This is a genomic window from Streptomyces sp. S07_1.15, from assembly GCF_020739505.1.
GTDB lineage: Bacteria > Actinomycetota > Actinomycetes > Streptomycetales > Streptomycetaceae > Streptomyces > Streptomyces xinghaiensis.
In genome coordinates this window covers 5,617,434-5,640,167 of sequence record NZ_JAJBZK010000001.1, presented here as the reverse complement: position 1 = coordinate 5,640,167, position 22,734 = coordinate 5,617,434, and the positions used below count along the sequence as shown (strand labels likewise).

21 protein-coding genes are annotated in these 22,734 nt (G+C 74.7%); 15 read left to right on the top strand and 6 right to left on the bottom strand.

Features of this window, described 5'->3' with window-relative positions; translation table 11 throughout:
* The first annotated feature begins 262 nt into the window (after window positions 1-262).
* The gene (locus LIX60_RS24155) at window positions 263-1,672 is read left to right on the top strand and encodes an FAD-dependent oxidoreductase (protein ID WP_374117904.1); all 1,410 of its coding nucleotides are present in this window, start codon (window positions 263-265) and stop codon (window positions 1,670-1,672) included.
* A 144-nt stretch (window positions 1,673-1,816) separates the two neighbouring features.
* Here LIX60_RS24155 and LIX60_RS24150 read toward each other — a convergent pair whose 3' ends face one another.
* On the bottom strand, window positions 1,817-3,478 hold the full coding sequence (locus LIX60_RS24150) for a regulator (RefSeq protein ID WP_227960522.1): 1,662 nt from the start codon (window positions 3,476-3,478) through the stop codon (window positions 1,817-1,819).
* A gap of 397 nt (window positions 3,479-3,875) precedes the next feature.
* Here LIX60_RS24150 and lipB point away from each other — a divergent pair, with 397 nt between their 5' ends.
* The 4 genes from lipB (at window position 3,876) to LIX60_RS24130 (ending at window position 7,133) form a co-directional block, all read left to right on the top strand.
* Entirely contained in the window at window positions 3,876-4,661 is a 786-nt protein-coding gene (lipB, locus tag LIX60_RS24145) for a lipoyl(octanoyl) transferase LipB (protein ID WP_227960520.1), read from the top strand.
* Window positions 4,662-4,886: 225 nt separating this feature from the next.
* Window positions 4,887-5,864 (top strand): lipoyl synthase, encoded by a 978-nt coding sequence (lipA, locus tag LIX60_RS24140; RefSeq protein ID WP_227960518.1) that lies wholly within the window; start codon window positions 4,887-4,889, stop codon window positions 5,862-5,864.
* Window positions 5,865-6,223: 359 nt separating this feature from the next.
* Window positions 6,224-6,433, top strand: a complete 210-nt coding sequence (locus LIX60_RS24135) for a hypothetical protein (protein ID WP_043462160.1) — start codon at window positions 6,224-6,226, stop codon at window positions 6,431-6,433.
* Between the two features lie 10 nt (window positions 6,434-6,443).
* A complete protein-coding gene (locus LIX60_RS24130) occupies window positions 6,444-7,133 on the top strand; it encodes a DUF4191 domain-containing protein (RefSeq protein ID WP_043462157.1) in 690 nt (229 codons plus the stop codon).
* A 241-nt stretch (window positions 7,134-7,374) separates the two neighbouring features.
* Here the strand turns inward: LIX60_RS24130 and LIX60_RS24125 are convergent, their stop codons facing one another.
* On the bottom strand, window positions 7,375-7,842 hold the full coding sequence (locus LIX60_RS24125) for an RDD family protein (RefSeq protein ID WP_227960515.1): 468 nt from the start codon (window positions 7,840-7,842) through the stop codon (window positions 7,375-7,377).
* A 274-nt stretch (window positions 7,843-8,116) separates the two neighbouring features.
* Here LIX60_RS24125 and glnA point away from each other — a divergent pair, with 274 nt between their 5' ends.
* From glnA to LIX60_RS24105, 4 genes are all read left to right on the top strand, one after another.
* Window positions 8,117-9,526: a type I glutamate--ammonia ligase gene (gene glnA, locus LIX60_RS24120; protein WP_019709389.1), complete on the top strand. Its 1,410-nt coding sequence runs from the start codon at window positions 8,117-8,119 to the stop codon at window positions 9,524-9,526.
* A gap of 483 nt (window positions 9,527-10,009) precedes the next feature.
* Window positions 10,010-10,228, top strand: a complete 219-nt coding sequence (locus LIX60_RS24115; RefSeq protein WP_227960513.1) for a hypothetical protein — start codon at window positions 10,010-10,012, stop codon at window positions 10,226-10,228.
* Window positions 10,225-10,800, top strand: a complete 576-nt coding sequence (locus LIX60_RS24110; protein ID WP_227960511.1) for a sigma-70 family RNA polymerase sigma factor — start codon at window positions 10,225-10,227, stop codon at window positions 10,798-10,800. Before LIX60_RS24115 ends, LIX60_RS24110 begins: the two co-directional genes overlap by 4 nt.
* Before the next feature lie 17 nt (window positions 10,801-10,817).
* Window positions 10,818-11,663: a hypothetical protein gene (locus LIX60_RS24105; protein ID WP_227960509.1), complete on the top strand. Its 846-nt coding sequence runs from the start codon at window positions 10,818-10,820 to the stop codon at window positions 11,661-11,663.
* Window positions 11,664-11,903: 240 nt separating this feature from the next.
* On the opposite strand, the gene LIX60_RS24100 is transcribed toward LIX60_RS24105, so the two are convergent.
* Entirely contained in the window at window positions 11,904-13,253 is a 1,350-nt protein-coding gene (locus tag LIX60_RS24100) for an SGNH/GDSL hydrolase family protein (protein WP_227960507.1), read from the bottom strand.
* Between the two features lie 63 nt (window positions 13,254-13,316).
* On the bottom strand, window positions 13,317-14,195 hold the full coding sequence (locus tag LIX60_RS24095; RefSeq protein ID WP_227960505.1) for a polysaccharide deacetylase family protein: 879 nt from the start codon (window positions 14,193-14,195) through the stop codon (window positions 13,317-13,319).
* 432 nt (window positions 14,196-14,627) lie between these two features.
* On the opposite strand from LIX60_RS24095, the gene LIX60_RS24090 reads away from it, so the two are divergent.
* Window positions 14,628-15,578: an alpha/beta hydrolase gene (locus LIX60_RS24090; RefSeq protein ID WP_227960503.1), complete on the top strand. Its 951-nt coding sequence runs from the start codon at window positions 14,628-14,630 to the stop codon at window positions 15,576-15,578.
* A gap of 124 nt (window positions 15,579-15,702) precedes the next feature.
* Here the strand turns inward: LIX60_RS24090 and LIX60_RS24085 are convergent, their stop codons facing one another.
* A complete protein-coding gene (locus LIX60_RS24085; protein WP_227960501.1) occupies window positions 15,703-17,031 on the bottom strand; it encodes a helix-turn-helix domain-containing protein in 1,329 nt (442 codons plus the stop codon).
* Between the two features lie 26 nt (window positions 17,032-17,057).
* Between LIX60_RS24085 and LIX60_RS24080 the strand changes: the two genes are divergently transcribed.
* The 3 genes from LIX60_RS24080 to LIX60_RS24070 all read left to right on the top strand — a co-directional run bounded on the left by LIX60_RS24080 (window position 17,058) and on the right by LIX60_RS24070 (window position 19,572).
* Complete coding sequence (locus LIX60_RS24080) at window positions 17,058-18,110, top strand: PHB depolymerase family esterase (protein WP_227960499.1); 1,053 nt, start codon at window positions 17,058-17,060, stop codon at window positions 18,108-18,110.
* 116 nt (window positions 18,111-18,226) lie between these two features.
* Window positions 18,227-18,754, top strand: a complete 528-nt coding sequence (locus LIX60_RS24075) for a DinB family protein (RefSeq protein WP_227960497.1) — start codon at window positions 18,227-18,229, stop codon at window positions 18,752-18,754.
* Window positions 18,755-18,933: 179 nt separating this feature from the next.
* Complete coding sequence (locus tag LIX60_RS24070; protein WP_374117903.1) at window positions 18,934-19,572, top strand: GNAT family N-acetyltransferase; 639 nt, start codon at window positions 18,934-18,936, stop codon at window positions 19,570-19,572.
* Window positions 19,573-19,624: 52 nt separating this feature from the next.
* Here LIX60_RS24070 and LIX60_RS24065 read toward each other — a convergent pair whose 3' ends face one another.
* Window positions 19,625-19,990 (bottom strand): helix-turn-helix transcriptional regulator, encoded by a 366-nt coding sequence (locus LIX60_RS24065; RefSeq protein ID WP_125624044.1) that lies wholly within the window; start codon window positions 19,988-19,990, stop codon window positions 19,625-19,627.
* 210 nt (window positions 19,991-20,200) lie between these two features.
* Here LIX60_RS24065 and LIX60_RS24060 point away from each other — a divergent pair, with 210 nt between their 5' ends.
* Both LIX60_RS24060 and LIX60_RS24055 read left to right on the top strand, forming a co-directional pair.
* Complete coding sequence (locus tag LIX60_RS24060) at window positions 20,201-21,556, top strand: NAD(P)-binding domain-containing protein (protein WP_227960495.1); 1,356 nt, start codon at window positions 20,201-20,203, stop codon at window positions 21,554-21,556.
* 338 nt (window positions 21,557-21,894) lie between these two features.
* Window positions 21,895-22,668, top strand: coding sequence for an SGNH/GDSL hydrolase family protein (locus LIX60_RS24055; protein WP_227960493.1), 774 nt, complete (start codon window positions 21,895-21,897; stop codon window positions 22,666-22,668).
* Window positions 22,669-22,734: the final 66 nt, after the last annotated feature.

The window sequence follows — 22,734 nt, the reverse complement described above, 5'->3', positions numbered from 1 at the left end:
CCGGCACCGGCACCGGCACCGATGGGAGCGCAACCGGAAAGACCGGGACGCGGCTGTGCGCGGGCCCGTCCGCCCACCGGCGCTCTCCCCTCAACCCCCGTGCGCCCGTGCCCGGTTGATGCGCGACTGTGCGGGCCGGTAATCGTTCCTAGGCTCGGGGGGAAGGGGATGCCGGGTATTGCGGTCGCCGGTTGAGGGCATGAGGTCTCCAGCGACCGCAGGTGGCCCGGTGAGGGGACACAGCCGACCTCGGGGAGGGCACGTGCTCAGCACCGCACAGGAGAGCACCGCACAGCAGAGCAGCACACGGAACGGCAGCGGACGGGGCTCCGCGGACCGGACGGACGTCGTCGTGGTCGGCGCCGGGCTGGCGGGACTCACGGCGGCGGCCCGGCTCAGCCGCGCGGGCCTGGAGGTGACGGTCCTGGAGGCGGCACCCCGGATCGGCGGCCGGATGGCCACCGAGGAGGCCGACGGCTTCCGGCTCGACCGCCCGGGGCGGCTCCTCGACCCGTCGCTGCCGGCGCTGGCGTCCGCGCCCGAGCTGGCGGACCTCGTCCTGCGCCCCCTCTCCCCCGGCCTGCTGGTGCACAGCGGGGGCCGCGTCCACCGGTACGCCGAACCCCGGAGCGCGCGGGGCACCCGGGCCGCGGCCCGTGCCCTGGCCGGTGCCGCACGCGCCCCGCGCACCCTCCGTGCGCCCCGCGCGCCACGGGCCGCCCGCGCGAACGCCCTTGACCAGGCCCGGCTCGCCGGCTACCTCAGCCGGCTGGCCGGAACCCCGGCCGAGCGGCTGCTGGCCCGGCCGGAGCTGCCCGCCGCCGCGTTCCCCGGCAGCCGGGGACTGCCGCCCCGCACCATCGACGGCTATCTGCGGCCCCTGCTCACCGCGCTCCTCAACGACCCGGAGCTGACCACCTCCGGCCGCTGCGCCGATCTCGCGCTGCGCGGCTACGCCCGGGGCCGGCTCAGCGTCGTCGAGGGCGGTACGGCCGCGCTGACCGGCCTCCTCGCCGCCACCCTCCCGCCGGGCACCGTACGGACCGGGGTCCGGGCCGTGTCCGCCGCCACCAGCTCCGTCATCACCGACACGCAGGGCGAGATCGGCTGCCGTGCCGTCGTCGTGGCCACCGGCGCCCGCGCCGCCGCCGGGCTGCTGCCCGGTCTGCGGCTGCCCGGGTTCCACCCGGTGACCGTGTTGCACCACGCCGCGCCCGAGCCGCCGTCGCAGGAGCCGGTGCCCCTCCTCGACGCCGACCGGACCGGGCCCGTGGCGCACACCCTCGTGGTCAGCGCGGCGGACCCCCGGCGCAGCCCCTGCGGCCGCGCGCTCATCACGTCCACGGTCCTGGGCCCGGCCGCCGGGGAGCCGCCCGCGCTCCTCGACAAGAGCGCCCGCGCCCAGCTCGGGGAGCTCTACGGCACCCCGGCGGAGGACTGGGAGCTGGTCGCCGTCCGGCACGACCCGGAAGCCGTGCCCGCGATGCCCGCGCCGCACGACCACCAGCGGCCGGTGCGGCTGCTGCACGGGCTGTACGTGTGCGGCGACCACCGCGACACGAGCACCGCCCAGGGCGCGTACGGCTCGGGGTGCCGGGCCGCCGCGGCGGTGCTGCGCGACTTCGGCCTCCGCCCGGGCTCCGCCGCCGAACCGGTGGCCTCCGCGGCGTAGCACCGCGGGCGGCCCGGCCGGGCGGAAGGCGCGGTCAGCGCCGCCCGCACCGACGCGTTCCGTGCGGGCGCCTCCCGCACGGACGCCCTCCGTGCGGGCGCACGGCCCGCACGGGAGCCGCGCACCCCCGCCGCCCGGGGCCGGTCAGAGTGCCGCGACGCGCTCCCGGTAGCCGCGCACCGCCGCGGCGTCCTTGAAGGGCTCCAGCCGGCGCTCGAACTCGCGGACGTACTCCGTGGCGCGCACCGACCGCATCTCGGCCGCCTGCCGCGCGGACTCCGCCCCCAGCGCGCACGCCTGGTCCAGATCGCCCAGGCCCAGCCGGGCCGAGGCGAGCACCACCCGGCAGAACAGCCGGCTCCGGGCATAGCCGGAGTCGCGCAGTTGCAGCGACCGCTCGGCGTGCTGCGCGGCGGCCCGGTACTGGCCGAGGTCGCGGTGGCAGTGCCCGAACTCGTCGGCGAGCTGCGCCTCGTCGAAGAAGCGCGCCCAGTACGGCACCTCGTCGCCCGGGCGCGCCGACTCCAGGGCGCGCTCCGCCCGCGTCAGCGCCCCCGTGCAGGCCCGGGTGTCGCCCAGCAGCCCGTGCGCCCGGGCCTCGGCCGCGTGCAGCAGCGACTGCACCACGGGGGGCGCGCCGCAGCCCGCTCCCTGCTGCGCGACCCGGGCGAGCTGGGCGGCTTCCCGGCCGTGGCCCAGGTAGACGGCCTGCCGGCTCATGGTGACCAGGACATAGCTGCCGTAGACGCGGTCGTCGGCGGCCTGCGAAAGCCGCAGGGCCTGGACGAAGTACCGCTGGGCGAGGCCGTGCGCCGCGATGTCGTACGAGGTCCAGCCCGCGAGCCGGGTGAGATCGGCCACGGCGCCGAAGAGCTGCCGGCCGGTGCTCTCGCCGTAGGAGCCGCGCAGCATCGGCTCGGCCTCGTGTTCGAGGTAGCGGACCAGGGCCTGCCGGGCGTGGCCGCCGCCGTAGGCGTGGTCGAGCGAGCGGAACAGCTCGCCCACCGAACGCAGGGCCGCGATGTCGCCGGCGGTCACCTTGGTGCCCGGGCCGCGGTCGGGCCGTTCCCGCCCGCGGGGCGGCGGCGTCCGGCCGGGCGCGGTGACGGTGCTGCCGTCGCTCCCGGGGCTGCCGGAGACGCCGGGTGCCGCGGTGCCGGTGCCGGAGCGGAGGGCTGCGCGGGGCCCCGGGACGGTGCCGGGACGGAGCCGCGCCGGACCGGGCGCCGGGGCGGCGGACGGGCCGGTACGGGGGCCGGGCACGGCGGCGGGGCCCTCGCCCTCCCCGGGGCCCTGGGATTCCGCCGGTCCGGGCTGCCGGCCGGGGCGGGCGACCCTCTCGTCCGTCCGGCCGATCAGCCAGTCGCGGCTCGGGACCACCAGGCCGGCCGGGGTGAACGCGATCTTCCGCAGCTCGGCGTGGCTGCCGGAGTCCTTCCGCCACAGCCCGCTGACGATGTCCACCGCCTCCGCGGGCGTCTCCGCGAACTCCAGGCCGGCGTAGACCGGCGCGCAGGCGTCCAGCCCGAGGTCCTGCGCGGTGAGCCGGCGTCCCAGCCGGCGGGTGAAGACCTCCGCGATCAGTGCGGGGGTCGTGCCGCGCGGCTGCTGGCCTCGGAGCCAGCGGGTCACCGACGTCTTGTCGTAGCGCAGGTCGAGGCCGTGCTCCAGGCCGAGCTGGTCGACCCGGCGGGCCAGCCCCGCGTTGGAGAAGCCGGCCTCGGCGATGAGAGCCGCCAGGCGGCGGTTGGGGATGCGCTGGGGGATGGTCCCGTCACGCAGCCCGGGGGAGGGTCGATCCGTCATCGGTTGTGCGGTCTCCTGCCTTCCGGACCCGTGGGGGGAGCGGGGCGCGACAGGCCCCGGTGCTGTGGCCGGCAGCCCGCGCTCGCCCGATCGCCCTCCTTGGACCGGCGCGAATTTAGCGAGAGACGCGGCGATTTCGGCCGTCTCGTCGCCTTGTTCATCCGATCGTGTGAGCGGGACCGGTATTCCGGTGCGAAACCACCCGGTGGCCCGCTAAGGCCGGTCCGTCCCGTCCGTCCCCTCGTGCCGGACCGGGCCGCGTCCGGATCCCCGGCCCGGGCGCTTCCGGCCTCCCGGGATGCGGGCTCCGGCGGCCGGGCGCGGCGCGGGCCCGCCCCGGTCGTACAGTGGCTGAGGGCGCCATCCGTGCCGTATCGCTGTTCGAAGAGGAGCCACCGTGAGTGAGCTGCGCTTTGTCCACCTCGGCTTCGGGGCGGACGCCGTCGAGTACCAGGCCGCGTGGCAGGAGCAGCGCCGGGTGCACGCGGCGAGGTTCGCGGACGAGGTCCCCGACACCTGTCTGCTCCTGGAACACCAGGCCGTCTACACGGCGGGCCGCCGGACCGAGGACAGCGAGCGCCCGCTGGACGGCACCCCGGTCGTCGACGTCGACCGCGGCGGCAAGATCACCTGGCACGGCCCCGGCCAGCTCGTCGGCTACCCGATCCTGAAGCTGCCCCGCCCGGTGGACGTCGTGGCCCATGTGCGCCGCCTGGAGGAGGCCCTGATCCGGGTCTGCGCCGACTTCGGCCTGGAGACCTCCCGGATCGAGGGCCGCAGCGGGGTCTGGGTGCTCGGCGACCCGGCGGACGCCCCGGCGGCCTCCCTCGGCGGCCTCTCCCTGGACTTCGACCCGCGGATCAACGACGAGCTGTTCGACCCCCGGCTGGCCGGGCCGGAGTACGCGCCCTCGAACGCCGGGCAGCGCGGGGAGGACCGCAAGCTCGCCGCGATCGGCATCCGCGTGGCCAAGGGCGTCACCATGCACGGCTTCGCCCTCAACTGCGAGCCGGACAACACCTCGTTCGACCGGATCGTGCCGTGCGGCATCCGCGACGCGGGCGTGACCTCGCTCTCCGCCGAGCTGGGGCGCACGGTGCCGGTCTCCGAGGTGCTCCCGGTGGTGGAGAAGCGGCTGCGCGAGGTCCTGGAGACGGCCGAGCCGCTCCCCCGGGCCGTCTGACGTGCCCCGCCGGGCGGCCCGGGAGGCGGGAATGCCCGCCCCCTCGCCCGGGGTTGGCGGAGGGCGGGCCCGCTTCCCCGGCGCACCGGCGGCGGCGGGGCACGGCGGTGCGGACGGGGGCGGGCCCCCGGCACGGCGGCCGTGGAAAATACGGGCGTACCCTGGTGTTCGCCGAAGATTCGAATAGCCACGCAAGGCAACGCTGAGAAAAGGGGAGTGCCGGACGTGTCCGCAGTCGCACCCGACGGTCGGAAGATGCTCCGTCTGGAGGTCCGGAACAGCCAGACCCCCATCGAGCGGAAGCCGGAGTGGATCAAGACCCGGGCCAAAATGGGCCCCGAGTACACCGAACTCCAGGGCCTGGTGAAGCGCGAGGGCCTGCACACGGTGTGCCAGGAGGCCGGCTGCCCCAACATCTACGAGTGCTGGGAGGACCGCGAGGCGACCTTCCTCATCGGCGGCGACCAGTGCACCCGGCGCTGCGACTTCTGCCAGATCGACACCGGCAGGCCGCAGGCGCTGGACCGCGACGAGCCCCGGCGCGTGGCCGAATCCGTACGGTCCATGGAGCTGAAGTACGCCACGATCACCGGAGTGGCCCGCGACGACCTGGAGGACGGCGGCGCCTGGCTCTACGCCGAGACCGTGCGGCAGATCCACGGCCTGATGCCGGACACCGGCGTCGAACTGCTGATCCCCGACTTCAACGCGGTCCCCGAACAGCTCGCCGAGGTCTTCTCCAGCCGCCCCGAGGTGCTCGCGCACAACGTCGAGACGGTTCCCCGGATCTTCAAGCGCATCCGTCCCGGCTTCCGCTACGACCGCTCCCTCGACGTCCTCCGGCAGGCCCGCGCCGACGGGCTCGTCACCAAGTCGAATCTGATCCTGGGCATGGGCGAGGAGCGCGCGGAGATCACCGAGGCGCTGCGCGACCTGCACGAGGCCGGCTGCGAGCTCATCACGATCACCCAGTACCTGCGGCCCACGCCCCGCCACCACCCGGTGGTGCGCTGGGTGAAGCCGCAGGAGTTCGTGGAACTGCAGCAGGAGGCCGAGGAGATCGGCTACGCCGGTGTCATGTCCGGCCCGCTCGTCCGCTCCTCCTACCGCGCCGGACGGCTCTACGCGCAGGCGATGGAGCGGCGCGGCGAGGCCCCGGCGCGCGGTGGCGCCGCCGCTGCCGCGGACCGGCAGTCCGCCTGAGCGGCACGGCCGGCCCCGTCACCCCCCGCCGGCGTTCACCCGTGCACACGAGCGTTCCCGATCGCGAAGTCAAGAGGCCGTGCGGCTCCCCCGGAGGGGCCGCACGGCCCCGCGCCGGGGCCAGTGTTCGTCCGTTTCGGACCATTGTTTCGCTGCGTTTGACCGATCGGTCACCCACTGGTAACACCTATTCATGACGCTGGATTTACGCACCGCGAACGCACACGCGCCGGTCCGGCACGGCCGCCTTACCCGCCCGCCGGACCGCCGCCCGCCGCGCCCGCCCGCGTGAACCCGGCGCCGCCGCACCGCCCGCGCCACTTCCTCCCGTCCACGACGCTCCGAGGGGAAACGAGACCATGCAGGGCTCTCCCGTCCACGCCACCGCGATCCCGTCCGTCACCGGCGCACTGCGGGCCGTGGAGTCCGTTCTTCTGCGCCGGGGCCAGCTCACCGCCCGCCGCAACGCCTGGACCGCCGTCCTGGAGGACCGCCGCCGCGCCAAGGCGCGGTACGAGGCCGAGCACGTACTGGAGGCCGCGGCGACCCGCGCCCCACAGGCCACGTAAACTCGGGGGCATGGCGAGGAAGGAAACATCCGAGAACCCCGGGCGGCTCAAGCAGATCGCCCTGACCTACAAGATGACCAAGCGGTCCGACTCCAAGGTCGGGCTCGTCGTCGCGGCTGTGGGACTTGTCACCTTCGGTGTCCTCCTCGCGATCGGCTTCTTGATCGACCACCCGGTGTACCTGGGCATCCTGGGCGCCCTGCTGGCCTTCCTCGCCATGGCGATCGTCTTCGGACGGCGCGCCGAGGCGGCGGCCTTCGGGCAGATGGAAGGCCAGCCGGGCGCGGCCGCGGCGGTCCTGGAGAACATCAAGCGCGGCTGGACGGTGACGCCCGCGGTGGCGATGAACCGCCAGCAGGACGTCGTCCACCGGGCCGTCGGCAAGGCGGGCATCGTGCTGGTGGCCGAGGGCAACCCGAACCGGCTCAAGGGCCTGCTGGCCTCGGAGAAGCGGAAGATGGCCCGCATCGTCACGGACGTCCCGGTGCACGACGTCACGGTGGGCAACGGCGAGGGCCAGGTGCCGCTGAAGAAGGTCCGCACCCATCTGCTGAAGCTTCCCCGGGTGCTGACCGGCCCGCAGGTCACCACGGTCAACGACCGGCTGCGCGCGATGGGCGACCTGATGAGCAATATGCCGATGCCGAAGGGCCCGCTGCCGAAGGGCATGCGGATGCCCAAGGGCGGCCGGATGCGCTGAGCCGTCCCCGGCGGCGGCGCGGGGCGCCGGCGCCGGGCGGTCGGCCCGGCCGTATACGGCCCGGCACGGACAGCCGAAGGGCCCGGATCCCCCCAGGAAGCCCCTGGAGGATCCGGGCCCTTCGCGTGCGGCGCGGGCGGTGCCGCTTCCGGCCCGGCCCCGGCTCCGCCCCGTCCGGGCCGGATGCCGGCGCGGGGGCGGCTCGGCCGGGACGCCCGCCGGCGGAGGGCGGGGGCGCCGCTCAGATGCGTACCTGGACCGCCCGGGCGAGCCGGTCGTGGAGGCCGCGGCCGTCGCGGTCCCAGATCAGCGCGGGGACGACCAGCAGGAGCAGCAGTGTCCGCGCCACGACCCGTACGGCGCCCAGCCGGTCACCGTTCTCGGCGATGACCCGCAGGCCCATCAGCCGCTTGCCGGGCGTGCTCCCGACCGTGGTGACGGTGGTGACGCTGAGCAGCGCGAAGAGGGCGAGCGCCCAGTTGTTGGCGGCCCTGAGCTCGCCGCCGGAGAGCAGCCCGTAGGCGATCAGGACGCAGAGCGCCCAGTCGATGAAGAGGGCGCCGGTGCGGCGCCCCACGCACGCGACCGAGCCCGGCCCCTCCTTGGGCAGGCCGAGGCGCTCGCCGCGGTAGCCGAAGTCCACACCCATGTCCTCGGCCGCCGCGCGGGGGCCGGAGATCCACGATCCGATTGCGTGCCTGTTGTCCACCCGTCCACGGTACTGCGGCGCCCCGGCGGGCCCGGGACCGCATACGTTCCCCGCCGCGCGGAACGGGCCCGGCGACCCGGACGACCACCCCGGCGACGAGCGCGGCTCCGTGTTTCAACAGGCAGAAGCGACCACGGGCCGGTTAACCTCGGCGAAACAAATGGGTCACGCTCGGGAAATCCCCCAAACCTAAGGTCGATGCCAGCGTGCCACCGCACTGGCCGCGTTCCAGGCAATCCCGCCACCCCCCGGACGGCGGGCTAGGAGGAGTTGCATGTTCCAGAACGCCGACGATGCGAAGAAGTTCATCGCGGACGAGGACGTCAAGTTCATCGACGTCCGATTCTGCGATCTGCCCGGCGTGATGCAGCACTTCACGATCCCGGCCGCCGCTTTCGACCCGGCCGAGGAGCTCGCGTTCGACGGCTCGTCGATCCGCGGCTTCCAGGCGATCCACGAGTCCGACATGGCGCTCCGCGCCGACCTCACCACGGCTCGTGTCGACCCGTTCCGCCGGGACAAGACGGTCAACATCAACTTCTTCATCCACGACCCGATCACGGGCGAGCAGTACAGCCGTGACCCGCGGAACATCGCCAAGAAGGCCGAGGCGTACCTCGCCTCCACCGGCATCGCCGACACGGCGTACTTCGGCCCCGAGGCCGAGTTCTACGTCTTCGACAGCGTGCGCTTCAGCACCGCCGCGAACGAGTCCTTCTACCACATCGACTCCGAGGCCGGCGCCTGGAACACCGGCGCCCTGGAGGACAACCGCGGCTACAAGGTCCGGTACAAGGGCGGCTACTTCCCGGCCCCGCCGGTCGACCACTTCGCCGACCTGCGCGCCGAGATCTCCCTGGAGCTGGACAAGGCGGGCCTGCAGGTCGAGCGCCAGCACCACGAGGTCGGCACCGCCGGCCAGGCCGAGATCAACTACAAGTTCAACACGCTGCTCGCCGCGGCCGACGACCTGATGCTCTTCAAGTACATCGTGAAGAACGTCGCCTGGCGGAACGGCAAGACCGCGACCTTCATGCCCAAGCCGATCTTCGGTGACAACGGCTCCGGCATGCACGTCCACCAGTCCCTGTGGGCCGGTGGCGACCCGCTCTTCTACGACGAGCAGGGCTACGCGGGCCTCTCGGACACCGCCCGCTACTACATCGGCGGCATCCTCAAGCACGCCCCGTCGCTGCTGGCCTTCACCAACCCGACGGTGAACTCGTACCACCGCCTGGTCCCGGGCTTCGAGGCCCCGGTCAACCTGGTCTACTCGCAGCGCAACCGCTCCGCGGCGATGCGCATCCCGATCACGGGCTCCAACCCGAAGGCCAAGCGCGTCGAGTTCCGCGCCCCGGACCCGTCCTCGAACCCGTACCTCGCCTTCTCCGCCCTCCTCCTGGCGGGCCTCGACGGCGTCAAGAACAAGATCGAGCCGGCCGAGCCGATCGACAAGGACCTCTACGAGCTCGCGCCCGACGAGCACGCCAACGTGGCCCAGGTCCCGACCTCCCTCCCCGCGGTCCTCGACGCCCTGGAGGCGGACAACGAGTACCTCCAGGCGGGCGGCGTCTTCACCGGCGACCTGATCGAGACCTGGATCGACTACAAGCGGACCCAGGAGATCGCCCCCATGGCCCTCCGGCCGCACCCGCACGAGTTCGAGATGTACTTCGACATCTAGAGCGACCGGCCTTCACGGGCTTCCGGCTCCGGGCCGCCGTCCGCGCACTCCGCGCGGGCGGCGGTCTTCGTGTGGGACCGGTGCCGCGGTACCCGTGGGCACTGCCGTGGTGACGGGCAAAACCTGAACCGGGAGTGAAGTGCCTCACAGTGAACGCGGGGCCGGGCCGCCCGGGACACCAGCGGGGGTCTGCCGGTTACGGAGGGTGAGGCCGGGCCGGGCTCTGAAATGGGCTGGTGGAGCTGGTGGGGCCGAGCGGGAGGGCACCCGCCGGGGAATTCCGGTTGCTGTTACGGAACTACCGGTCGGTCATGTCGGGTCGGGGATTTTTTCGAGACCGGTCTCAACGTTCGGCCCCCCGGCTCGCTTAGCTGGTCACTGAGAGCGAACACCTCTCCGGCACGGATCCGGAACGGACCACGGACCACGGACCACGGACCCGGGACCGCAGTGCCGGCCGCCTCTGCGAAAGAGAAGCAAGCCGTGAACGAAGTGCTCCTGCATGGTCTGGTGCTGGCCACCGCCATGCGCGTGTTCACCCCTGACGCCGCACGTCTCGTACGCCGGGCCCTCGCCGCCGGCGTACGCGTCGGAACCGCATCGCTGCTCGATCACCGGACCCCGCTCCCCTGCCGTCCGTCCCCCGCCCCCGCCGGGGCCGCCCGCCCCTTCCAGGTTCCGGAGAAGGGAGAGCACGCGTGAGTGAGGACACGCCCCCGTCGCAGTCCGGCCGCGCTCTGCGAGCCCGCTCCGTGCAACTGCCGCGCGCCTTCTGGGCACTGCACCGCCAGTACTACCGGCCCTACCAGCGCTACGCCGAGCTCCAGCTGGGCGACCCCGGTGCGGCCACCCGGCTGGTGCACCAGGTTTTCATGGACCTGGCCACCCACTGGGACCAGCTGATGGAGGAGCCCAACCCGGCCACCTGCGCCTGGGCCCACCTCAAGCAGTACATCGCCGGCGAACTGGGGGACCGCGAGCCGGCCATGGCGGAGACGGCGGTCTTCAGCAGCGTCGCCCGGGTGGCACTGGAGTCGGTGCGCGAGCAGTTCGCCGCCATGGAGAGCAGGATCGGCCTGTACCCGGCGATCTCCCGGCTGCCCGACCGGCTGTTCGACGTCATCGTCCTCCGGCACGTCCTGGGCTATCCCTCCGACCGGACCGCCCACATCATGGGCATCACCGAGGCGACGGTCCGCTGCCATCTGGGGGCCGCCCGCCGGAAGCTCGAACGGGACCTCGGGCTCCCGCAGGCGGGCCGGGAGCACCGATGAAGGAGACAGGAACCCCCATGCGACCGCCCCGTACGCTCGGCGAGCTCCTGGCCGACGCCGAAGTCCTCCGGCACGACTACGAGGAGGAGGAGATCGCCGCCTCCCGCCGCCGCATCGAACGCGATGTCGCCGAACTCCAGCGCCGCGCCGCCGGCGGCGGCCGGCTCCCGGCTCCGGCCGCCCACAGCGGACGCGCCGCCCTGCGCCACGCACAGCGGGCGGCGCCCCCGTGGGCGTCCTCCCGCAACGGCCGCGCCGCCGGGGACCTGCGCCACCTCGCGGCCTACGTTCTCCACAGCACCCCCGCCGCCCGGCACATCGGCCGGCTGGCCACCTCCCACCAGTTGGAGCCGGAGGGCGCCCTGGTCTTCGCCTGCCTCCTCCACCTCTCCGACCGCGAGGAAGTGGCGGAGTTCCTCTGGCAGTTCTCCGCGGGCGCCGGCAAGGCCGTGTCCGCCCTGTGCCTGCATCTGCTCCACCTCCAGCGGGGCGAGCTCCGTGACGCCCGGCACTGGGCGCGGCAGGCGTCCGTCCTGGAGAACCCCCCGCGGTCCGCCGACGGGGACACGCGGCCGGACGAGGGCACGGAGGTCCCCGCCGCCCTCATGCTGCTGCGCACCAGGATGGGCCTGGCCCAGCTCGACCAGGGCGCTGCCGGCCCCGGCCCCGGCGGCGCCCCCGGACCTGTCTCACCGGGGACACCCGGGGTCTCCGGGCCCGGGGTCTCCGGGCAGGCCCGGCTCTCCCGGTCCCTGACCGCCGCGGTCCAGCGACTCGTCGCCAGGACGCACCTGTACGAGGATTCCCTGCCCTGGCCGGACCGCGACCTCGCCCTCCGGCTGGAGCACTGCGGCGCCTCGTAGGCGGCCCGTGCCCGCCCCGGAGAAGCCGGGGGAAAGGCCACGGGGCCGCCACCCGGGGGCGGGGGTGGCGGCCCCTGAGACCCCCGGAGACGGTGGGGGTCTCGGCCTGTGCCTCAGCGCTTCGGCCCGCGGGTTCGTCGGCACCCGCGTGCGCCGGCGCGTGAGGACATCGGTGCGGGCGTCCCCCGCGGACGGGTGCCGGCGCGGCTGCGCGCCGGCCCGTCGCGGCGGGGCGGCCCGTCAGCGGAAGAGCCTCAGCGGGACGGCGCGTCCCATGGCGGTCAGTCCCGCGTCGTTCGGGTGGAGGTGGTCGCCGCTGTCGTAGGCCGGGAGCAGGCGCTCCGGGTCCTGCGGGTCGCGGACGGCCCGGTCGAAGTCGATGACGGCGTCGTACTCGCCGCTGGTGCGGATCCAGTGGTTGAGCCGCTGCCGCGCGGCCTCGTTCTCCTCGCTGTAGAAGCCGAGGGTGTCGTTCTTGAACGGGGTGACGGTGCCGCCGTAGATCTTCAGTCCGCGCTCGTGGGCACGGGCGATGAGCTGGCGGTGGCCGTTGATCAGGTCCTCCGCCGAGACCCGTTCGGACTCGGGGGCGACGGTCCCGGGGTGCCCGAGATCGTTGACGCCGAGCAGCACCAGGGCGTAGCGCGCGCCGGGCTGGGCGAGCACGTCGCGGTCGAAGCGGGCCAGGCCGCTCTCGCCGAAGTAGGCCGCGTACGCCTCGGCCTGGTGGCCCTCCGGCGGGTTGGGATCGTGGAGGAGGCGGTTGCCGCTGATGCCCTTGTTGACGACGCCGGTGCCGCGCAGCGCGGGCTTCTGCTGGAGGCGCCGGGCGAGGACGTCGGACCAGCGGTTGTTGGCGTCGAGGCCGGTGCCCGCGGTGATGGAGTCGCCGAGGGCCACGGCAGCCGCGGGCCGGTGGGCGGCCACGCTGACGCCGGTGAGGAAGTACCAGCGGTCGTTGGTGGCGGCGGGGTCGATGTGGGTGCGGCCGGTGACGTTGCCGTCGGCGACGTAGTTCGTCTGGTGGGCGAAGGCGGCCACCGTGGCGCCCGGGGTGCGGCGCGGGAGGTGGATGCTGACGACGAGGTCGGTGCCGGCCGGTACGCGCAGCTTCACCGGGTCGCTGAGCATCGGGGCGCCCGGCGGGACGGTGACGGAGCGCTTGCCGCCGAAGGTGAGTGTCCGGTCGGTGGCCGGGGCGATGGAGGAGCCCGGTCCGCCGCCGGCCCGCCGGGCGATGTGCGCCTCGCCGATGAGCAGCCGCTCGGTGCCGAACTCGTTGGAGAAGCGGACGCGCAGGGTCTGGCCGGCGGTGCTCACCCGCACGACCTGGCGGAGGGTCTGGTCCTCGAAGACGGTGCCGTCGGAGGCCGGGACGGTCGTGGGGGCGGCGCCCCAGGTGCCGGTCCAGGAGGACGCGGTGCGGGCCGGGCCGCCGCCGTGCGGTCCGGGGGCGGCCGGGGCGGCGGGCGCCGAGGCCATCAGCAGGGTGCCGGTGAGCAGGGCCACGGCACCGGCCCGTACCCGGCTCCAGGGGCCGGGGCGGTGGCCGCCCCGGGGCCCGGGTGTCCGGGTGCTGTCGTCGTTCATGCTTCTCTCCTGGGGATCCGGTGCGAGGAGGGCGGAGCGGCCCGCGGGGCGGCGGGCGGCGGGTCAGCCGCGGCGGGCGGGCCGGTCGAAGCGCCAGCCCTGGGAGCGGAGCTTCGGGATGATCCGTTCGACGGCGGCCACGGTCTGGCTGCGGTCGCCGCCGCCGTCGTGGAGGAGAACGACGGCTCCGGGGGTGAGGCCTTCCTCCAGACGGCTGACCAGTTCGTCGGTCCCCGGCGGGTCCCAGTCGCCGACCACCAGCCGCCAGCCCAGCGGCTGCATCCCCAGCCCGGCCGCGACCTCCGGGCTCTTGCCCCAACTGCCGTACGGTGCACGGAAGTACGGGATGCGGGCTCCCGGGGCGGCCTTGCGGATGGCGGCGGAGGTGCGCCGCAGGTCGGCCCGGATCTCCTCCTCGGACCAGGCGCCCATGTCGTCGTGGTGCATGCTGTGGTTGCAGAGCGTGTGGCCGCCCGCGACGATCTTCCGTACGAGCTCGGGGTGGGCCTCGACGTGGTCGCCCCAGAGGCAGAACACGGCCTTGACGCGCTGCTCGCGCAACACCCGGAGCAGGCGCGGGGTGTCGGCCGGGTTGGGTCCGTCGTCGAACGTGAGGGCGACGGTGTTGCCGCCGTGCCGGGTGGAGTCCACGATCGCCGGGGTGGCCTTGCCGCCCTGCGCGGGGCCGGGCCGGTGGGCCTGCGCGGCCGGTGCGGTGGCCGCGGTGACCGCCACGGCGGCCAGGCAGAGGCCGGTGGCGAGCAGCGGGGAACCGCCCGGCCGGCGCCGTGCGCCCGGACGTCCCGTCCTGCCGGCCGGTGCCGGCGGGGCCGCGTCCCTCCCCTGCCGGGCGCCGCCGGGCCCGGGCCGCGGCGCGCCGTGCTCCCGGGTCTCGTTCCGGCCGGGTTCGCCGGCTCCGTTCCGGGTCGCGGATCTGGCCATCCCTGGCCCCTTTCTGACGCTCCGTGGGCGCGTGGTGGTGCCCGGCCCGGTCCGCGCCGCCCGCGGCACGGGCGGCGGGCCCGGGAGCGTACCGCCGTCGGCCCCTGCTCCCGCTGCATCCCCGCCAGCCGCTCCGGCCGAAATTTTCCGGAAGTTTCTGTCGGGCGGGGCAGACCTTAGGAACGGGCTTTCCCCCACGTCAAGGGGGTGTGAGCGGAGAGCGCCCGGCCGGAATGGACCTTCCTGCGGAAGGCGCAGGTCGTAGGCTGGCGAAAAATTTTCGGGGCCGTCGGGCGTCGCGCGCGGGTGTCGGACGGCGGAGGCGGTTCTTCCGACGCCTGTCTGATGACCGCGCGGGACCCTCCGTGACACCGTTCAGGAGGTTCCGTGCGACGCCACCCCCCACACCCGCGCGGAACGGAGGGACCACGGATGCGTTATGCCTTCGACCCGGAGCTGGCCGCGGCGGTCGCGATGATGCCGGAGGTCGACATCAGCGATGTGGCCGCGGCCCGGGCCGCGCAGGCGGAGCAGCTGTCCGCCGTCGTCGCCGCGGCCGACACCACCGGAGTCGAGGTCGAGGACATCTCCGTTCCCGGCCCCGAGGACGCCCCGGACGTGCCGCTGCGGCTCTACCGGCCCCGGGACGCGCGGGGCCCGCTGCCCGTGGTCTACGCGATCCACGGCGGCGGCTTCGTCGTCGGCACGCCCGACGCCGACCACGAGGGCAACCTGCGGTTCTGCCGCGAACTCGGCGCGCTGGTCGTCTCGCCGGACTACCGGCTGGCGCCCGAACACCCGTACCCCGCCGCGCTGGAGGACTGCTACGCGGGGCTCTCGTGGCTCGCCAAGAACACCGCCGAACTGGGCATACTGCCCGACCGGACGGCGCTGTGGGGCGACAGCGCCGGAGCCTGCCTGGCCGCCGCGCTCACCCTGCTCGCCCACGACCGCGGCGGTCCGGCGATCCGCTTCCAGTGCCTGGTCGCCCCCGCGCTCGACGACCGGCTGCGGACCGCCAGCGCCCGGCTCCACACCGACACCCCCGTGTGGAACCGGTACAACGCCCGGCTGAGCTGGGAGGCCTACCTGGGCCCCGGCACGCCCGGCTCCCAGGACGTCTCCCCGTACGCGGCGCCAGCACGGGCCGGGACCGCCCTGCTGAAGGGGCTGCCGCCCGCGCACCTCACGGTGATGCAGTTCGACCCGCTGCGGGACGAGGGCATCGACTACGCCCGCGCGCTGCTGGCCGCCGGGGTCCCCACCGAGCTGCACGTCCTCCCGGGGACCTTCCACGGAGCGGGGGCGGTGGAGCACGCCGCCGTCGTCCGGCGGATCACCGCCGAGATCACGGCCGTGCTCGCCCGGGCCCTCGGCCGATGAGCGCCCGGACGGCGGGGCACCGCCGGACGGCGGGCGTCCGGCCGGGCCGCATCCGGACGGGAGGCCGCATCCGGACGGGGCCCCCGGGCACCCGGGGGACGACGGGCGCCGCCGCGGCCCCCGCTCACTCCGTGCCGGACAACCGCCAGGCGTACAGCGCCAGATGGGCACGGAAACGGTCCCGCGGGTCTCTCAGCCGCCAGCCCAGCGTCTCCTCGACATGCGCCAGCCGCGCCGCCACCGAGCTGTGGTGCAGATGGAGCTCCGCCGCGGCCTGCCGCAACGAGCCGGTACGGCAGAACGCGGCCAGCGCCGCGATCCCCGTCCCGCCGCCCTCCCCCGCCGCCAGCTCCGCCAGGGCCCGTACCTCCGGCCGGGCGCGCAGCCGCTCCGCCGGGACCTCGGCCAGCAGCGCGACCGGGCCGAGGTCGTCGTGGTCCGTCACGGCCTCCTCGGGCGGGCCCGCCACCGCGAACCGCAGCGCCACCCGCGCCTGCTGCCAGGAGACGCCGGCGTCCAGGGCATCGGCGAGGCCGCCGACGCCGGCCCGTACGCTCCGTACCGCCCGCCCCGCGGGCTGTCCCGGCGCGTCCGGGCCGGCCGGGCGCGCACCGGCCGCCGCCCGCAGCTCCTCGGCCGGTGAGGCGGGGTCGCCGTCGGGCCGCTGGACGAGCACCGCGCCCAGCGGGCCCACCCGCGCGATCCGTACGGAGCCGGGCAGACCGCTCCGCCCGAGCAGGGCGACCGTCTCCACTCCGATGTCGGGTGCGGGGCCGGCTCCGTGTCCGCTGCCAGCCGACGCGGCCTCCGCCCCGCCGGCGCCGTTCCCGCGGTCCGCCGCGGGCGTGAGCGCGTCCGCGCCTCTTGTCCCGCCGGCGGAACCGGCCGCCCCCGGTGAGCCGGGGGAAGCCGGTGCGCCCGCCGCCCCGGTCCCCGCCAGGGCCACCGCGACGACCCGCAGCGGCAGTTCGGGCACCAGGCCCAGCAGCCGCAGGGCCCGCGCCCGGTCCTCGACGGCCTCGCGTTCGGAGAGCACCAGTTCGACCAGCGCGGGGTCGGCCGCATGGGGTGGCTCGGCCGCGCGGCGCCGTCCGTCCAGCATCCGGGCGGCGATGGCCATCCATTCGAGCACCAGCTCGTCGAACGGGCCCGGCGCGCCCGGGCGCTCGAGCCACACTCGCCCGCCGGGTCCGGAGTCGGTGTCGCCGAAGAAGGCGCTGCCGGACACCCGTTCGGGCTCGCCCGGGAGCGCGGCTCCCCCGGGCCCGAACCGCACCCTGCGCCCGCCGGTCCGCTCCAGTCCGGCCGCGCACTGCGCGAGGCCGGCGGTGGACCGCACCAGCGACACGGCGTCGGAACCGGCGCTCATCAGCGCCTCGAAGTGGGCGATCACCCGCACCGCGGTGGCCGCGTCCGCGTCCAGTGCCGACAAGCGCAGCAACAAGCCCTTCACAGCCGCAGTCTAGAAAGGAGAACGGCATGCCCGACACCCCCACGTCGCCCGCGATCCCGTCCCGCGGATCCCGCGGAGGAGCGTTACGCGGTGGACCGCTGCCCGGAAGATCCCCGCGCACGCTCGTCGCCGCCCTGCTCGGCGGCGTCCTGCCGCTGCTGGCGGCCCTGTGGATCGCCGCCGCCCCCGCCGCGGCGGCGGCCGGCACCGCGCCCGCCGCCCCCACCGCGCAGCTCGTCGAGGTGAACAACTTCGGCAACAACCCGAGCGGTCTCCGGATGCACCTGTACGTACCGGACAACGTCGCGCCGCAGCCGGCGCTGCTGGTCGCCGTGCACTACTGCACCGGCTCCGGACCGGCGTTCCACAACGGCACGGAGTTCAAGTCCCTGGCCGACCGGTACGGCTTCGTCATCGTCTACCCGTCGGCGACCCGCAGCGGCCAGTGCTTCGACGTCTCCTCGCAGCAGGCGCTGCGCCGTGACGGCGGCAGCGACCCGGTGGGCATCAAATCCATGATCGACTACGTGCAGCAGCGCAACAACGCCGACCCGGAGCGCGTCTTCGTCGTCGGCGCCTCCTCCGGCGCGATGATGACCAATGTCCTGCTCGGCAACTACCCGGACGTCTTCAGGGCGGGCGCGTCCTTCGCGGGCGTACCGCACAGCTGCTTCGCCACCACCGACGGCTCCGGCTGGAACAGCGCCTGCGCCAACGGGCAGATCAACCGGAGCGGCCAACAGTGGGGCGACCTGGTGCGCGGCGCGTACCCCGGCTACGACGGCCCCCGGCCGCGGGTGCAGATCTGGCACGGCACCAACGACGACACCCTGCGCTACCCGAACTTCGGGGAGCAGGTCGAGCAGTGGACCAACGTCCACGGCGTGAGCGAGAACCCGTCGTCGACCGACCAGCCGCAGTGGAGCTGGACCCGCACCCGCTACGGGGGCACCGGCGACCAGGCGCCGGTCGAGGCCATCAGCATCTCGGGCGGCAGCCACAACGTGCTGCAGAGCGGCATGGCCGCGCGGGCGATCACCTTCTTCGGCCTGGACGGCACCGGAGCCGCCGCCCGATAAGCGGCAGCCGCACCGCCCCGGCGTGACCGCCGGGGCACAGAAACCGGCCCCTCGCCTCCCTCGCGCCTCCCGGAGGGGCCTTCTCCGGCCCGGTGCGCGTTGGCAGGATGCTCGGTATGACGACCTTCGACCGTCCCATACCGCCGCTGACCGCCGACGAACGCACCGGGCTGGAGGCCTGGCTGGAGTTCCAGCGCGAGACGCTCGCCGTCAAGTGCCGCGACCTGACGGAGGAGCAGTTGCGCGAGGCGGCCGTCCCTCCGTCGAACATGACGCTGCTCGGCCTGGTGCGGCACCTGGCCGAGGTGGAGCGGAACTGGTTCCGGCGCATCCTGCTCGGCGAGGACGCCCCGCCCGTCTTCGGCCGCGCCGCCGACCTCAGCGATACGGACGGCGGCTTCGACCTGGGCGACGGGCTCGGCCGGGACGAGGTCTTCGCCCGCTGGCGCGCGGAGATCGACAGCAGCCGGAAGATCTGCGCGGCCCACGGCCTGGAGGACACCGGTCTGCTTCCGCCCAACCCGGGCGTGGAGGGCCCGGTGAACCTGCGCTGGATCTACGTCCACATGATCGAGGAGTACGCCCGCCACAACGGCCACGCCGACCTGATCCGCGAACGCGTCGACGGCGTCACGGGGGTGTGACTCCCTCCCCTCTTCGAGCGGAGGGAGTCCTGGCTCGGGCTCCCTCCGCAAGCCGCGCTTCCGCAGGCGACGGCGAACGAGGCGTACCAGTGCCCCACGGCGTCCCGGTACACGCGCACGCCGGAGGGGGCGGCCGGGAGTTCCGGTGCGGCCGGGCGCGGCCGTGGTTCGATGCTCCGATGCCTCTGATGCCTCCGATGCGCCCCGGCACCTGCCCAGCGCCCGGCGCACCCCTCGTCCCCCGTATCCGCGCACGGGCCGGCGCCGACCTCGGCCCGTGCGCCCGGCTTCTGGCCGACGTGCACGCGCACGACGGCTATCCCGCCAACTGGCCCGACGACCCCGCCGGCTGGCTGGCGCCGCCCGCGCTTCTCACGGCCTGGGTGGCGGAACTGAACGGGCACGTCGCCGGGCACATCGGCCTCTCCCGCAGCGGGACGGACGATGCGGCACCGGCGGTGTGGAGCGAACGAACGGGAGGGAACGCCGCGGCGACGGCGGTCGTCGGCCGTCTCTTCGCCGCTCCGGCGGCACGCGGTCACGGGGTGGGCGCCCTGCTGCTCGGCCGGGCCGTGGAGGAGGCCGGGGAGCGCGGCCTGCACCCGGTCCTCGACGTGCTGGCCTCGGACACCCGGGCTGTCGCCCTGTACGAGCGGCTGGGATGGCACTTCCTGGCCGCGGTCCGGCAGCGGTGGTCCCCGGACACGACGGTCACCGTGCGCTGCTACGCGGCTCCCCCGCCCCGCTCTCCCACCGGGCCCGCCGGGCCCCGCCCCGGTGGCCCGGACGGACGGAACACCACCCCGTCCTCCCCGTGAGCCGTGGTCACGCCGAGGCGCACCCGCAGGCGGTGACGCGGCGCGCGACGGTTCAGGTGCGCGGGGCGAGCATGGCGGCCATCGCGGCGACCACGGAGGGGGCGACCCGGTAGTAGACCCAGGTCCCGCGCCGTTCCGAGGTGAGCAGGCCGGCTTCGCGCAGCTTCCTCAGGTGGTGGGAGACGGTCGGCTGGGAGACGCCCACGTCGGAGATGTCGCAGACGCACGCCTCGCCGCCCGCGTGTGAGGCGATCCTGGAGAACAGCCGCAGCCGCACCGGGTCGGACAGCGCCTTGAACATCGCGGCCGTCTTCTCCGCGTCGGCCTGCGACAACTCCCCGGCGGTGATCGGCGGGCAGCACGGCACCACGTCCCCGGCGTCCAGGACGGGCAGCTCGGCCCTCTCGAACTTCGACATGCGTCTATGTTGACACTCATCGATGCGACGTGGCAAGCTCCGGATGCACCAGACATCGACAAGCGTCGAATCAGAGACCCGTGGCGACCCCGCCCGTCCGCACAACAGCCCTTCACCGGCCCTTCGCCGGGGGAACCCGCACCACACCGTCCGGACCGGCCCGCCGCACGGCCCACCGACGCGCCCCACCACGCGAGGAGACCCATCACCATGAGCGAGCAGCAGCTTCCCGTCGCCGTCATCGGAGCAGGCCCCGTGGGCCTGGCCGCGGCGGCCCACCTCGTCGGGCGCGGCATCGAACCCCTGGTCCTGGAGGCCGGGCCGGCCGCCGCCTCCGCCGTGCGGGAGTGGAGCCATGTGCGCCTGTTCTCCACCTGGGGCGAGGTCGTCGACCCGGCCGCCGAGAAGCTGCTCGCCCCCACCGGCTGGACCGCGCCGGACCCCGCGGCCTACCCCACCGGCGGCGACTGGGCCGAGCTCTACCTCCAGCCGCTGGCCGACGCCCTGGGCGACCGCGTCCGCTACGGAGCGCGCGTTACGGGCGTCTCCCGCGCCGGCCGCGACCGCATCGTCGACGCCGACCGCGAGGCCCAGCCCTTCGTCCTGCACCTCACCACCGACGGAGGCCGCGAGGAGCGCGTCACCGCCCGGGCCGTCATCGACGCCTCCGGCACCTGGACCACGCCCGGCCCGGCCGGGGCCGCCGGCCTGCCCGCCCTCGGCGAGAAGGCGGCCGCCGACCGCGTCACCTACCGCGTACCCGACCTCAACGACCCGGCCGTCCGAGCCCGTTACGCCGGCAAGCGCACCGCCGTCATCGGCTCCGGCGCCTCCGCCTTCACCGCGCTCGCCGGCCTCGCCGAAGTCGCCCGGGACGAGCCGGGCACGCACGCGGTATGGGTGCTGCGGCGCGGCATCAGCGGCTCCACGTTCGGCGGCGGCGAGGCCGACGAGCTCCCCGCCCGCGGCGCCCTGGGCCTCGCGGCCAAGGCCGCCGTCGACAACGGCCACGCCGACGCGGTCACCGGATTCCGCACCGCGGCCGTCGAACGGGACGCCGGCGGACGGCTGGTGCTCACCGGCGAAGACGGCCGGCGCCTCGACCCGGTCGACGAGGTCGTCGTCCTCACCGGCCTCCGCCCCGACCTCTCCTTCCTGTCCGAGCTCCGCCTCGGCCTGGACGAACGCCTCCAGGCCCCGGTCGCCCTCGCCCCGCTGATCGACCCCAACCAGCACTCCTGCGGCACCGTCTACCCGCACGGCCACCGGGAACTGTCCCACCCCGAGCAGGGCGTCTACCTGGTCGGCATGAAGTCCTACGGCCGCGCCCCCACCTTCCTGGCGATGACCGGCTATGAGCAGGTCCGCTCCGTCACCGCCGCGCTCGCGGGCGACACCGAGTCCGCCGACCGGGTCGAACTCACGCTCCCCGAGACGGGCGTGTGCGGAGGCGCCGGCCTGTTCGACGACGCGGCCGCCACCGCACAGGGCGACAGCGGCGGCGGCTGCTGCGCCCCGGCGCCGGCCGGCGCCACGGCGGGCGCCACGACGGGCGGCGGCTGCTGACCGCACCGCCTCCGGCCGGCGGGGCCGCGACCGGCACAGGGGTCCGGTCGCGGCCCCGCGTCCGCGCAAGACGACGGCGGACAACCGTCGGGAAACAGCTCGGGTCCACTGCCCGGCGGGATGCCTCCTCAGGCGGAATGTTCTGCGCCCTTCCGGCCGTATTGCCGCGCCTCTCGGCCCGCCCGTACATTGGGAGCGCTCCCACACCCCACCCCCGAGTCGCCGACCGGCCCGCCCGCACCGGTCCACCGCTCCGCCGGCAGCCCTCTGCGGCGGAGCTCAACTCCGCGTGCCGCGGTGTGCCGTGAGGGACCTGAAGGAACGAAGGGACACCCCCCATGACCAGAACACGGCACCTGCTCTCCGGCCTGGTCGCCCTCGTGGCGCTGCTCCTCGGCATGGCCTCCACCGCCTCCGCCGCCTCAGCCGCCTCCGCCGCCCCCGCCGACTCCGATGCCGCGCCCGTCCGCGTCATGCCGCTCGGCGACTCGATCACCGACGGCTTCAACGTGCCCGGCGGATATCGCGTCGACCTCTGGCAGAAGCTGGTCGCGGGCGGCCACGAGATCGACTTCGTCGGTTCGCAGGCCAACGGACCGGGCAATCTCGGCGACCGCGACCACGAAGGCCACTCCGGCTGGACCATCGCCCAGATCGACAGCAACATCGAGAGCTGGCTGAGGACCTACACCCCCGACACGATCCTGCTGCACATCGGCACCAACGACATGTACGGCGGCGACCCGGGCGGCGCCCCCGCACGGCTCGCCACGCTGATCGACCGCATCACCGCCCAGGCTCCGGACGCACACCTCTTCGTGGCGACGATCGTGCCGCTGGCCTGGGGTGACGCGACCGTGCGGACGTTCAATGCGGCGATCCCCGGGATCGTGCAGAGCAGGGCCGACGCCGGCAAGCGGGTCCACCTGGTCGAGATGTACAGCAAGCTGACGACGGCCGACCTGGCCGACGGAGTGCACCCCAACGCCACCGGTTACAGCAAGATGGCCACCGCCTGGTACGAGGCACTCCTGTCCGTGCCGGGCAGCATCGGCGCCGACGGCACGCCCGCCCCGGCGCTCGAGCGGCAGCCCGCCGCAGCGCGGAGCTAGCCCGCCCCTTCGCGAAAGCGGGCTGTCCGGCGGATGGCCGGGCACCCGAGAAGCGCCTCCGACCGG